Raw genomic sequence first — 14,175 nt, forward strand, 5'->3', positions numbered from 1 at the left:
GGGTTGGTGTGGATGATGATTTCTTCGGGTTGGGTGGTAATTCGCTCAATGCGACCAGACTTGTCAGCCGCATCAACCAACACGCCGGTACCGCGTTGCCGCTTCGCACGTTGTTCGATCACCCTTCTGTGGCGGAACTTGCTATAGCACTGGACAATGCAGAGCGTGCCGACAGGCCTGCCCTCGAGATCCAGACACGCCCGGAGCGGATCCCGCTTTCACTTGCACAGAATCGGATGTGGTTCCTCAATCAGTACGATGTCGAATCTGCGGCATACAACATCCCGTTGGCCATCCGACTCGCCGGCACCGTTGACGTTCCGGCGCTTCGCCGCGCCTTCGGTGATGTTCTGACGCGCCATGAGTCGCTGCGAACAGTGTTCCCCGACAACGGCGACGGCCCCGTCCAGGTGATCCTGACACCCGAGGACGTCGAGTTCGATCTGAGCCCGATCGACGTCGACCGTGGCGACCTCGACACTCGCATACTCGAGGTCATGTCCGAAGGTTTCGACGTCACGGCTTCCGTGCCGATTCGCGTGAAGTTGTACCGCGTCGAGGAATTCGAGCATGTACTGGTGATGTCGGTGCATCACATCAGTGCGGACGGCGTGTCCATGACGCCGTTGGCTCGCGACGTCATGATCGCCTACTCGGCACGGTTGACCGGCCAGGCCCCCTTCTGGGCGCCGCTGGAGATCCAGTATGCCGACTTTGCGCTGTGGCAGCGGGCGCTCCTCGGTGACGAGGCGGACTCGAAGAGCATCGCATCGACTCAGATCGATTACTGGAAATCAACATTGGACGGTATTCCGGAACTACTGGAGCTTCCGGCCGATCGACCGCGACCGGCTGTGGCCACCCAGAACGGTGCGATGGTTCGATTCGACATCGCGTCCGAGATCATGGATCGCGTTCGTGAGATCGCCGATCACCACAACGCAAGTGTGTTCATGGTGATTCACGCTGCGTATGCGGCACTGTTGGCGAGAGTGTCGGCGAGCACCGACATCGTCGTCGGCACGCCTGTGTCCGGACGAGGCGAAGCGGCTCTCGAGGATCTCATCGGAATGTTCGTCGGGACGGTCGTCCTGCGAACGGATGCCGACCCCGCACTGACGTTCGCGCAGTTGGTCGACCAGGTGCGTGACCGAGATCTGAGTGCGTTCGGCAACGTCGATGTGCCTTTCGAGAGACTGGTGGACGCTCTGCAACCTGTTCGCTCACAGGCTCACACACCGCTGTTCCAAGTCACGTTTGCCTACGAGTATATCGAAGACGCCACGTTCGAGCTTCCTGATCTGCGGGTGTCCGCCGTCGAATTCGACGTCACTCCAGCTCAATTCGATCTTGCCTTGACGTTGTTCGAGACCACGGAATCAACCAGCGGCGCAGACACCGAGTCGGTAGCGGTGAGTGGCTCGCTGACCTACGCGACGGATTTGTTCGACCGTTCCACGGCTGCGTCGTTCGCCGACCGATTCGTCATGATGCTCGAGCAGCTGACGCGGGATCCCGCGAGAGTAATCGGGGATATCGACGTTCTGAATCGGGACGAGCAGAACCTACTGGTGCCGGTGCGAGGACTTACGGCGGCGCATCCCGCGACTCTGTCCGAGCTGATTTTTGCTGCGGTCTCGTCGAATCCAACGGGGATCGCCTTCCTGTGGAATGGCCGCGCCGTCACCTATACCGAGGCCGACGAACTCTCGACCCGCCTCGCTCACGTCCTGCTGCGACGCGACATCACACCGGAAACATTTGTGGCGCTGGCTCTTCCGCGATCGCTCGAATCCGTCCTCGCAGTCTGGGCGGTTGCCAAGACGGGTGCCGCATATCTGCCGGTCGACCCGAGTTATCCGGCCGATCGCATCGACCACATTCTCGAAGATTCTCGAGCGCGGTTGGGTGTGACGATCGCCGAGCAGCGTCAGTTCCTACCCGACGACGTCGAATGGTTGGTCCTCGAGGACATCGCCGAAGAACTGGCGGCAGCCCCGGCGAGCGCGAGCTGGCCGCCGGTGCGGATCGACAATCCGGCGTACATGATCTACACGTCGGGTTCGACGGGCAAGCCCAAGGGCGTGGTTGTCACTCATTCCGGTCTCGCCAACTTGGCGGCCGAACGGCGTGAGCACTACCAGATCACGTCCGACGCCCGGTTCCTGCACACCGCGTCACCCAGCTTCGACATGGCTGTCGGCGAAATGATCTCCGCGCTCTCTGCTGCAGCAACATTGGTGATCGTTCCGGTGACCACGATCGGTGGTGACGACTTGGCCGAGTTGTTGGACTCGCAACGAGTCACCCACGCTCTGATCACCCCGGCCGTTCTGAGCACGATCGCCCCCCACGACCACGAACATCTTCGCGTTCTCGGTGTGGGCGGTGAAGCGGTATCCGCTGAACTGGTCGATCGTTGGCAGCCAGGGCGAACGATGCTCAACGGCTACGGACCGACCGAGGCGACCGACATCTCCACAGTTGCAGACCTCGAAGCGGGACAACCTGTCACGGTCGGTAAACCTGTGCGCGGATTCCGGACCCTGATCCTGGACACTCGACTGCGACCGGTGCCGATCGGTACGCCTGGTGAACTGTACGTGGCGGGGCCCGCTTTGGCTCGCGGTTACCACAACCAACACATTCTCACCGCAACACGATTCATCGCCGATCCCCACGGTGATCCAGGACAGCGCATGTACCGGACCGGCGACATCGCTGCCTGGACGGCCGATCTCACCATCGAGTACCGCGGACGGATCGACAGTCAGGTCAAGATCCGAGGTCAACGCATCGAGCTCGGTGAAATCGAGACGGTAGCAACACAATGCGACGAGATCGCGCAATCCGTGGTGCTTGTCGTCGAGACTGCACTGGGCAAGCGGCTGGCGGCATACCTGGTGCCGCAAGCTGGGCGCGTGATCGATACCGAGTCCGTAAGGCGTTATCTGGAGTCCGCGCTGCCACGACCGATGGTGCCCGACGCGTATGTCGTGCTGGACGCTCTACCGGTGACCGTGAACGGAAAGCTCGACCGCAAGGCTCTTCCCGCTCCGACGTTCTCCGCGTCGAAGGTGCGCTATCGAGCACCCGCGTCCGAGACGGAAGAGATCCTCGCTTCGCTGTTCGCAGACCTGCTCGGTGTCGAGGCGGTGAGCGTCGACGATTCGTTCTTCGGGCTCGGCGGCGACAGCATCGCATCCATCCAACTGGTCTCCCGAGCGAAGGCTCGTGGTCTCGTGATGACCCCACGAGACGTCTTCGAACAGAAGACCGTTGCCGCGCTGGCACAGGTCGTTTTGCGATCTGACGCGCCGGCGCAGATGTTACTTGCCGAACTGCCGGGCAACGGTGTCGGAGAGTTGCCGCTGACGCCGGTGATGCGCATGGTGCTCGGCAGCACCGATCACTTCGATCGCTACTCACAGTCGATCGCACTGGATCTGCCAGTCGGCGTCGATCAGGCGGGGATCGTCGCCACGGTGGCCGCCGTCGTCGATCACCACGACATGCTTCGGTCGACCTTGCACAGCAAAGCTTTGCACGTGGCCGAGCCCGGAAGCGTGGACGTGGCCGCACGTGTGCGGAAGGTCGACTTCGATCCCGCTGCCGTCGACAGCGCGGAAAGCTTGACCGAATTGGCACGATCCCAAGTGGAACTGGCTCGACGAGAACTTGATCCGCGCGGCGGTGTGATGTTCGCGTGCGTCTGGCTCGCGCCGGTGGGTGACGCGGAAAAGGCGACCGGGCGACTGCTCGTCGTGATGCACCATCTGGTCGTCGACGGAGTGTCGTGGCGAATCCTGGTGCCGGACTTCATGACCGCGTGGGCACAGATCTCCAATGGTGCGCCGGCGCAGCTGGCACCTGTCGGCACGTCGATGCGTCGCTGGGCACATGCGCTGCAGGACAGTGCAGTTGGGGCGACGGCAGACCTGCCGACGTGGCGGGCAATCGTCGACGGCGAGGACCCGGATCTGGGATCGGCGCGCTTCGACCCCTCGCTCGATCTGGTCGCCACTGTCCGCGACATCGAGGTGCGCGTCGACGCGTCGACGACTCAGGCACTGCTGACCGAGCTTCCGGCCGCATTCCGTGGCGGCGTCAACGACGGTTTGCTGACAGCTCTGGCGCTTGCAGTCACTCGGTGGCGTCGCGAACGAGGCGTGCACACCACATCGACGCTCATCCAGATGGAAGGTCACGGGCGAGAAGAGCAGACTGCACCCGGTGCTGACCTCTCGCGTACCGTCGGTTGGTTCACCAGCGTCTATCCCGTGCGCCTCGAACTCGGTGCGCTCGACATCGACGACGCCATGCGCGGCGGCGTCGCGGCGGGTCGGGCCGTGAAGTCGGTCAAGGAACAACTGCTCGCCGTGCCCGGTCGTGGCATCGGCTACGGGGTCCTCCGATATCTGACCGGCAGTGACATGTCCGGCAGTGACATGACCGGCAGCGACCCGGGTACACCACTGCCGGACGGCATGCCGCAAATCAGTTTCAACTACCTCGGTCGCGTGTCTGCCGGCAGCGTCCCGGAGGAGTTCGCCGATTTGGGGTGGACTCCGTCCGTGGATGTCGGTGACATCGAAGGTCCCGGAAACCCCGACATGCCTGCCGCCGCAGTTCTCGACATCAACGCGATAGTCACAGACATTTCGGGTGATGCCGAGTTGTCCGCGACGTTCTCCTACGCCGGACGCCTCCTGACCGAAGCGGACGTCCGAGGCTTGGCGGAGTACTGGGCGAGCGCGCTGCGGAGCCTGGTCTCCCACGTCGGCAGAGGTGCTGGGGGAGGCCTGACGCCTTCCGACGTTCCGTTGGTGACGGTCTCTCAAGAGGACATCGATGTCTGGGAAGACCGGTATCCGCTGGTCAGTGACATTTGGCCACTGTCGCCGTTGCAGCACGGACTTGCCTTCCACTCGTTGCTCGCCGTCAACAGTGCCGACGTTTATCAGACCCAGATGGTTCTGGAGCTGACAGGAACTGTCGATCCGATACGAATGAACCGGGCCGTGACTGCTCTGCTGAACCGTCACGACAACCTACGGACCGCCTTTGTCGCCGATCTGTCCGGCGAACTCGCGCAAATCGTTCTCGGTGAGGTCGATGTCCCGTGGCGTGTGGTCGACCTCGGTGCCGAGCCTGCGAGTGAGCGCGAAGCTGTCTACGAGCGAACCCTCGCGCGCGATCGATCCGAGCGTTTCGATTTGGCAACACCGCCATTGCTTCGGTTCACGCTCATCACACGAGATCCCAGTCGACACGCGCTTGCAGTGACACTGCACCACATTCTTCTCGACGGGTGGTCGATGCCGCTTCTGATGAAGGACCTGATGGTTCTGTACGCAACGCACGGCGACGAGTCGGTGCTTCCCCGCGCAGCGTCCTATCGTAATTACCTGTCCTGGTTGAATTTTCGGGAAGCTGCGGAATCCGAGTTGGCGTGGGCCGAGGCGCTGTCCGGGCTCGAGCAGCCGACCCTGCTCGCCGGGGAAGGGTCTGCTGGTTCGAGTGCCGGCACCGTCGAGTCGGTTGTGACTCAGGTGGAGCCCGAACTCGCCGAGCAGCTCGGTGCCTTCAGCGCCGACAACGGCGTCACATTGAACACCATGATGCAGGCCGGTTGGGGAATTCTGCTGGCGCGCCAGCTGGGTCGAACGGATGTCGTGTTCGGTGCAACCGTGTCGGGTCGTCCTCCCGAGCTCGATCATGTCGAGTCGATGGTCGGCCTGTTCATCAACACGCTGCCCGTCCGGGTCACGATCGACCCCGCGGAGTCTTTGCGTTCCTTGCTCTCACGGCTGCAGGCAGAACAGGCGGCGCTTCTCGAGCACCACCAACTCGGACTGACGGAGATCGTCAAGAGCGTCGGAAATGCCGCTGACTTCGACACGTTGACCGTCTTCGAGTCGTACCCCGTCGATACGGAAGGTATCGCTGCAACGAGCTCGATCGACGGCATGACGGTTACTGCGATCACCGGTGACGATGCGACCCACTATCCGTTGACACTTACCGTTGTCGCTGATGACGGCATTTCATTCACGCTCAAGTATCAGCAGGATGTCTTCGATGCGCCGACGATCGAGGTTCTGCGCGAGAGGATGCTTCGGATCCTGCGTGCATTCGTGGAGTTGCCGGACACCGCTGCCGGAATCCTGGATGTTCTGGGGCCCGACGAGCGTCGCCTGCTTGTCCCGGTATCGGGCCTGCCGGCTGCGCCCAGCGCAACCCTGGCTGATCTCATCGCTTCCGCCGTCACACAGAACCCCGACGGAATCGCGATCTGGGCCGACGGGCGTGCGTGGACATACCGTGAGGCGGACGCCTGGTCGAACCGCCTTGCTTCCATCCTGCTCGATCACGGAGTCGGTCCGGAAACCTTTGTAGCCGTGGCACTCCGGCGATCGGCAGCGTCCGTGATGTCGGTGTGGGCAGTGACGAAGACGGGCGCCGCCTACTTGCCCGTCGATCCTGACTATCCGGTTGAGCGGATCGAGCACATGATCACAGACTCCGGTGCTGTCATCGGCATCAGCCGAGGTGGGAATCAACTTCCCGATTCGGTGCGCTGGCTCGATCTGGATGCACTCGAAACCGCGATCCAAGAGCTACCCGAGTCGAGTATCGCGGGAGCGGCTCGCATCGACAATCCGGCCTACATGATCTACACGTCCGGATCCACGGGCAAACCGAAGGGCGTCGTGGTCACGCATGGCGGTCTCGCGAACCTTGCCGCCGAGCGTCGTGAGCACTATCGCGTCGACTCGCACTCACGATTCCTGCACAACACCTCGCCGAGCTTCGACATGTCGGTGGGTGAAATGATGTCGGCGCTCTCCGCGGCGGCGACTCTGGTCGTCACACCGCCCACCATCCTAGGCGGAGAAGAGTTGTCCTGGTTCATGATCGGACGTCGGGTCACTCACGCACTGATCACTCCGGCGATGTTGACGTCGATGGAACCGGAAGGGCTCGAAGAGCTTCGGGTTCTCGGTGTGGGCGGGGAAGCGGTATCTGCCGAACTGGTGAACCGTTGGCAGCGTGGTCGAACCATGCTCAACGGGTACGGGCCTACCGAGGCAACCGACATCTCCACCGTCGGTGATCTCGTCGCGGGCAAACCAGTCACGATCGGATCACCCGTGCGTGGATTCGACACTCTGATCCTCGACTCGCGACTGCTCCCGGTGCCGATCGGGACGCCGGGCGAACTGTACGTGTCCGGGCCGGCTCTCGCCCGGGGATACCATGACCAGTCTGTGCTCACGGCAACCCGATTTGTTGCCAACCCGCACGGTCGGCCGGGTGATCGTCTGTATCGCACGGGCGACATTGCCGCCTGGACACCGGAACTCACCATCGAGTACCGGGGCAGGACCGACACTCAGGTCAAAATTCGTGGTCATCGCATCGAACTCGGGGAGATCGACGCGGCGCTGCACGCACACCCGGACGTGGATGTGGCAATGACCCGCGGCAAGAGGACACCGTCCGGGGACACCGCGTTGGTCGCATACGTCGTGCCGACGCCGGGGACTGCGCCGGAGGTGAGTCAGGTCGTCGCCTTTGTCTCCGAGTTCTTGCCACGTCACATGATCCCGAGTGCTGTCGTCTTCATCGACAAGGTGCCGACGACACCGACAGGAAAGGTCGACGAGAAGGCATTGCCGACCCCTGATTTTGCGTCGAAGATCGTGTATCGGGAGCCGAGCACGCCTACGGAAATCGCTGTGGCCACTGCCTTCTCGGAGGTCCTCGAGATTGCTGACGTCGGCGCCGACGACAACTTCTTCGAACTCGGTGGGAACTCACTGTCGGCGATGCGAGTAGTGACCAAACTGCGGATGTCGCTTGCTCGCGAGATCCCATTGCAGTGGTTGATGACCGAGCCGACTCCGGCGTCGATTGCGATTCGTGTCGAATCCGGACAAGAATCTTCCGGCGCGCTGGACGTAGTGTTCCCGATTCGGACGACCGGTGATCGGCCGCCTGTGTTCTTCGTCCATCCGATCGTCGGCCTGGCCTGGAGCTATGCCGGCTTGGCGCCGTACATCGATTCGGCGACTCCGATGTACGGGATCCAAACTCCAGCAGTCTCGTCCGCGGATCCGCTGCCGGAGTCCATCGAGTTCACCGCCGCCAGGTACCTCGAGGAAGTTCGAAAAATCCAGCCTGAAGGTCCGTATCACCTTGCCGGTTGGTCGCTCGGTGGCGTGATCGCACACTCGATGGCGGTGCTATTGCAGGCAGCGGGCGAGTCGGTCGATTCGTTGGTGATGCTGGACAGCTTCGCCCATGCCGCTGAAGACGGTGAAGGTTCGGACGCTGACGACGACGCGGACATGGGACTCGAGTTCGCGCGAGCCATGGGCGAGTTGACTTCGGAAGATGTCGGCAGGCTTGTCTTCGCGGCCCGGCACAACGACACGTTGATGCAGACTCACCAGCCGGGGATCTTCGATGGCGACGTGCTGTATTTCACTGCAGCGCTGGATGATCCATGGCTGAACCGTGGAGTCGATTCATGGCGTGCGTATGTCAGCGGGGATATCGTGAATCACCCCGTCGAGTGCACTCACTGGGATATCACCTCGCCCGCCGCTCTCGAGACCGTTGGTCCGTTGATGGCGCACAACTTGGAGAGGATTCGTCGGATGTCCTGAGTCGGGCGGGCGTGTTCTCGAGACACCACCTGTGTCAGGAATGGGTGCTTTCCCAGGCGAAACCGTCAGGATCCGCGAAGGGTTCGGACGCACCGGTGATGGTGATTCGGTGCGATCCGGTGCCCTCGGGAGCGAGCCCGGCGTCCTTTGCCAGGGCGCCTCGGCCGTACAGTGCCAGCGTGACATTGTTTGCTGCGCTGGTGAATTCGACGTACTTGCGGCCGAAGCTCTTCGACACCTCGAGTCCGTGGTCGAGGTAGAACTGCTTGCTGGCCTTGACGTCTTCGGCGCCGAGCAGCAGCACGAGGCTGTCGATTGTGCGGGTGGCGGGTTCATTGTTCTTCTTCGACGACGTGGCGATCTTCCAGATCGAACCGTCCGGAGCCTGAAGGACTCCGCCGTATCCCCAGAGGGATTTCTTCACCGGCTTCAAGACGGCGGCACCGGCTGCGAGTGCGGCGCCGACGAAGGCGTCGACGATGTTCGGTTGGGAGACGACGAGCGAAAGGGTGTACCCACGAAACCCGGTTGTCGGTTCGTTCGATTCGCGTAGCTGGATTCGATCTCCGACGCCGAGAGCGTTGTAGAAGGCTTCGGCTGCGACGAGGTCGGGTACGTCGAGGATCACGGATTGCGCGGTGGTCATCCGGGCGCTCCCTGCTGATGTGTGGATTGACGACGTGTGGTCGGAAGTGGACTTCTGTGGTGTGTTCATGTGTTTCAACGTAATTGCGGGCCCCTTGGCTGTGCTTCTCGATTTCTGATCGGTTTGCTGAGACTGCTTGCAAGGTGCAGCGCTCGAGCGGGCACTAGGTGGGCAATTTGTCGTGAATGTACTGTTCAGCCGATGTTTTCTCGATAGGCTGATGAGCGCTGATCGGACGTATCTCACGCCACCATGGAACGGGGAAACCAGTGATCGCACTGCGAGGAAAGTCGTTAGCCGCAGCAGTAGTGGTGTCCATGACGATGGCGTTGGCCGCGTGTACGTCCGCTGAATCGGCGCCCGAGGTGGGCGCGAACTACGGCTCGGACGGAACCGCCGTCGACTACCGGGAGCCGGTGAAACTGAGTAGCCGAGATGGTGTTCTCGAGGTGCGCTTGTCCGCTCATCAGGGAGTGATTCCGCTCGATACCGCTTCGGCGCCCGTGTCGAATTTTCTGCTCTTCGGGTACGAGGTCATCCGCGGTACGGCGTCGGACGGATCGACCTCGGCGAGTGACGTCTATCCGGCGCCGACTCTCCGCGTCAATCCCGGAGAGCGATTGATCATTCATTACGACAACGATTTGCAGGATCTCACGATCGAGGACTTCTACGATCCGGCATTCACACCGGCGGGCGGGGGCGTGCCGATCTATCCGCCGGCGCTGACGTCGGCTCCGCTGAATCTGCACACGCACGGAGTGCACGTGAGCCCGGACGGCAATGCGGACAACGTGTTGCTCAACATTCCCGCCGGCCAGGGAAACGTGTACGACTACGCGATTCCGGGGACGATGCCGAACGGTCTCTACTGGTACCACAGTCACCGGCACACCCTCACCGCCCAGCAGACGTACATGGGCTTGGCCGGGCTCCTTGAAATCGGCCGGCCGGACGGAAATTTGCCTGTCGTGACGGCAAACGACGTTCCGATTCGCGATATGGCACTGCAGTACAACTTCGTATTCGACCGCAAAGGAAAGGGCCGACAGCTCAACGACGCGAACTGGCCCCAATTCGTCAGTACGTTGACGCCACCCGGCGGTACGGAATTAGCCGACGGGACGTACCGTCCGAGCCTTGCTCCGGTGAATTTCTCGGACACTACCGAGGGCGCACAGTATTTCACCAACTGGTACGCGGGACCGTTGTCCCCGGCCAATCATCGTGGACAGAATCAATTCGTTCCAGGCAATCTGCAGAGCTTCGTGGGTGAATCGACGAGTGTTCCGGCCGATCCCTCACTGCCGGACAACCAACGCGATGTGCAGTACACCGTGAACGGTCAGTTCCAGCCATCGCTGAAACTGAAGCCGGGGCAGACCGAGATCTGGGTGCTTGCCAACATCAGCGACTTTGCCTACATGCCGGTTACGTTGACGGAAACCGCAACCGGCACCCATCCGAAGTTCGCAATCGTGGGGCAGGACGGAAACCCGTTCGACGAGGTCAGGCCACCCGTGGACGGGGACGGAACCAGGCTGGTGATTCCGCCGGCCTCGCGCTATGCAATCGCCGTGACGATGCCGGAGTCCGGCGATCTGGTGCTGGAGATGCCACCGCTGGAAGGTGCGAAACCGGTGAGCAATCCGGGCATTCTCTACACCAACAACGGTACCGACAATCCGCCCGCCGAACTCGGAACCGTCACCGTCGACCCGTCGGTGATCAGTTACGCGGACGGATTCTTCACGTTCCCGACTCAGCAGTTGATCCGTGCGACGCCAGACGAGGGTGAAGGAAAGACGACTCCCTTCGAGTTCGGACAGAAGCTCGATACCTATACCTCGTTCGTGGATACCGCAGCGATGACGCCCGACGTGACCCGCAATCTCACAGTGTCCGGTGGGTTCGGAAACGAGAAGGCCAGCAACAGCGATCCGAAGGCCTTCACCTACGAATTCGCCGACAACACGTTCCCCAACATTCCGCTGATTCAACCGCGACTGAATTCCGTTGAGGAATGGAAGATCACGAACCTCAACAACGACGAACACCCGATGCATATTCACGTCAACGACTTCCAGGTAACGGAAGTTGTGGATCCCGTCGCAGGTACCACGACGGGCGTTCAGCCCTGGGGAATCGACAACGTGAACGTGCCTGCGCCGGTGACGGACGAGAACGAGAATGCGCTGGAACCAGCATCGGTGACGTTGCGGACGAAGTTCACCGAGTACACCGGAACCTTTGTCATCCATTGCCACCGACTCAACCACGAGGACAACGGATTGATGGCGACTGTCAACGTGATTCCAGAGGTGTCGACATACGTAGTGGCGGTACCCGGTTCGGCGGGCGTGCCCGCCAAGGTGCAGATATTCGATGCTAACGGCGACAAACTGATCACCGCTGTGACGCCCTTCCCGTCGTTCGAAGGCACCCCGAGTGTTGCGATGGCGGACGTGAACGGAGACATGGTGCTTGATCTGGTCGCTGGAACAGGGGCAGGCTCGGCTCCGGAAGTGGTGGCGTACAACGCAGTCGGCGGCGTGCCGTTCACCGACGAGTTGGCAAGATTTGCGCCCTTCGATGTGGGTTTTCGTGGCGGAGTGAACGTCGGCGGTGTCGACATCGACGGAAATGCACTGGCAGACAACATCATCGTTGCATCAGGCCCGGGGATGGAATCGCAGGTCAAGATTTACTCCACCGACCTTCCGGCGGACAAGAGGTCCGCACCCGCAGAATTCGGTTCGTTCTCGCCGTACCCGGGATCGAGTAGCGGAGTCACGTTCGCAACCGGAATGGTTGACAGTCACTCCGGTCGAGCGAGCATCGTGACCGCACCGGGTGCGGGCGAGGAGTCGTTGATCAAGACGTTCCGCTACGACCTGTACGAACCGACTGCGGCTGCGCAGGGCGGTTCGGATGAACACGCAGGTCATACGAATGGTCCGGTGACGACATCGCAGTTCTTGGCATTCGATCAGGGCTACCGCGACGGGGTGTCTCTGTCGACGGGTTGGGTGGCCGGCGCCGAGGGTGGCGCAAAGTCGATAGTGGCAGGCATGCTCGGAGGAGAAGGATCAATCCGTGTCTTTTCGAGTGGATCCAGGCTCGACGGTGCACCCGAGATGTACCTCGAGAGTCCAGATCACCATTCGACGGACGTGGCATTTCGGGAGGTTGCAGCGTTCGACCCGTTCACCGCTCCAGGGTCGGGTGTGGGAGTGGCCACGACGAGCACGACTACCGGCGCGGATCTCCTCGTCAGCGGCAACAACGGAACGGGTGCCGAAGTTCGGAAATTCACTCTCGGTCGTGCCGATCCGTCTGCGACCACATTGACACCGACGCTTGTGGGAACGCTTCCGCCCTATCCCGTCGGCGGGGGAGTTCTGCCGCTCGGTGGTCGATGATCAGGTTTTGAGATTTTCTGAAAGTAGTTACATATCAACCGGTCTCGAGTTCGATGTTTCTTGAAACCTGTCCGTTATGTCTCTGGTTATCGAAAGTATGTTCGATTAAGCTTTGAGTATGGACAGTCGGGAAGCGTGGCAGCTGGATGGTGAGGACCTCAAGGGTGAGGTTCTCGATCTGGTGCGCGCCCGGCACGAGTTGCAGTCGCGGTTGGTATTGTTGATCGTGGAGATGTTTTCCCGTGAGGTTCTCGGCGGGAAGGGTTTTCGGGCGATCGCGCAGTGGTTGCATGGTTCGACGAATTTGGAGATCGGTGAGTGCAGTCTGCTGGTCGGGTTGGCGCGGTTGTTGATGCTCGAACCTGTTGTCGCGGATGCGTTTCATCGTGGTGATGTGGGTGCGTTGAAAGCCCGTCAGGTGGCGTCGTTTTGTCAGCATCCACCGAAGAACATGACCCTGGCGGATGTGGACAAGGCTCGCGGGATTCTGTTGGGGTTGGCGTCGAAGAACATCGCGGATTGTGATGCGGTGCGGGCAGCGATTCGGCGGATCGAGAAGCAGTACGGAAAACGCGAGGATGGCGTTCCGGTCGGCGAGGATTCGGAGCGTAGCGAGTTCTGCGCCTCGAAAGGCCTGTACGGGCGGGTCACGGTGAAGGGTGATTTAGATGCTGTGAACGGGGCCCGTCTGATCACCTTGTTGTCGAGGCTGTCGGCGCCGACGCCGGAGAAGGACGGCGTGAAGGACACGCGCACGCCTGCTTTACGACGGGCGGACGGGTTCTGCGAACTGTTGCGCCGGTACGAGCGGGCGGGGTTGGGTCCGATCGAGGGCGGCGTGAAACCACACATCACGGTCACTGCCAGTGCGAAAGACATGACCGATCTGCAAGCCTTGAAAGACCTCCTGCCGTCCACGGAGGAACTCGGGTTCGCGTGGACGGATTGGGTGGGCCCGATCAGTATCGACACTGCCCGGATGCTGGCGTGCGACTGCACCGTGACGCGGATCTTGTTGGATGAGAATGGTGTTCCGCTCGACTGCGGTAAGGAAGCGAGAACGGCGACGGTGCCGCAGCGGCGGGCTCTTGCGGTTCGGGATGGTGGGTGTGCGTTTCCGGGGTGTGGGACTCCGTCGGGGTGGTGCGATGCTCATCATATTGTTCACTGGAATGATGGTGGCCCAACAGATCTCGACAATCTGATCTTGTTGTGCGGTCATCATCATCGGACGCTGCACCACACGGAGTGGCGGGTGGAGATCGGTCCGGATCGGAAGTCGGTGTTCTATCCGCCGATGTCGGTTGATCCGTATCAACAGCCGATCGGCGGGAACAGCCCACCGACGGCCGCCTGAACGGGCATAACTGGAAATGCCAGCGTATGCACCGGGGAAGAATCATGCCCCGGTACATGCGCTGGCATTTCGCGT

General features: G+C 61.5%; 4 protein-coding genes. 3 read left to right on the top strand and 1 reads right to left on the bottom strand.

Annotation, left to right across the window (positions count from 1 at the left end; translation table 11 throughout):
* Positions 1-8: 8 nt before the first annotated feature.
* Positions 9-8,675, top strand: coding sequence for a non-ribosomal peptide synthetase (locus tag B0E55_RS24955; protein WP_274534458.1), 8,667 nt, complete (start codon positions 9-11; stop codon positions 8,673-8,675).
* A gap of 34 nt (positions 8,676-8,709) precedes the next feature.
* On the opposite strand, the gene B0E55_RS24960 is transcribed toward B0E55_RS24955, so the two are convergent.
* Positions 8,710-9,321 (bottom strand): glyoxalase, encoded by a 612-nt coding sequence (locus tag B0E55_RS24960; protein ID WP_029255497.1) that lies wholly within the window; start codon positions 9,319-9,321, stop codon positions 8,710-8,712.
* 317 nt (positions 9,322-9,638) lie between these two features.
* Between B0E55_RS24960 and B0E55_RS24965 the strand changes: the two genes are divergently transcribed.
* Together B0E55_RS24965 and B0E55_RS24970 are read left to right on the top strand one after the other, a co-directional pair.
* Positions 9,639-12,743 (top strand): multicopper oxidase family protein, encoded by a 3,105-nt coding sequence (locus tag B0E55_RS24965; protein ID WP_241896147.1) that lies wholly within the window; start codon positions 9,639-9,641, stop codon positions 12,741-12,743.
* A gap of 118 nt (positions 12,744-12,861) precedes the next feature.
* Complete coding sequence (locus tag B0E55_RS24970; protein WP_080910672.1) at positions 12,862-14,100, top strand: HNH endonuclease signature motif containing protein; 1,239 nt, start codon at positions 12,862-12,864, stop codon at positions 14,098-14,100.
* Positions 14,101-14,175: the final 75 nt, after the last annotated feature.

Source organism: Rhodococcus sp. 66b, assembly GCF_002076325.1.
Taxonomy (GTDB): Bacteria; Actinomycetota; Actinomycetes; order Mycobacteriales; family Mycobacteriaceae; genus Rhodococcus_F; species Rhodococcus_F erythropolis.

What these genes read in the sequence shown, in the direction of transcription:
- B0E55_RS24960 (WP_029255497.1), bottom strand. Translation starts at nt 9,321, where the DNA reads ATGACCACCGCGCAATCCGTGATCCTCGACGTACCCGACCTCGTCGCA.
- B0E55_RS24965 (WP_241896147.1), top strand. Translation starts at nt 9,639, where the DNA reads ATGACGATGGCGTTGGCCGCGTGTACGTCCGCTGAATCGGCGCCCGAG.
- B0E55_RS24970 (WP_080910672.1), top strand. Translation starts at nt 12,862, where the DNA reads ATGGACAGTCGGGAAGCGTGGCAGCTGGATGGTGAGGACCTCAAGGGT.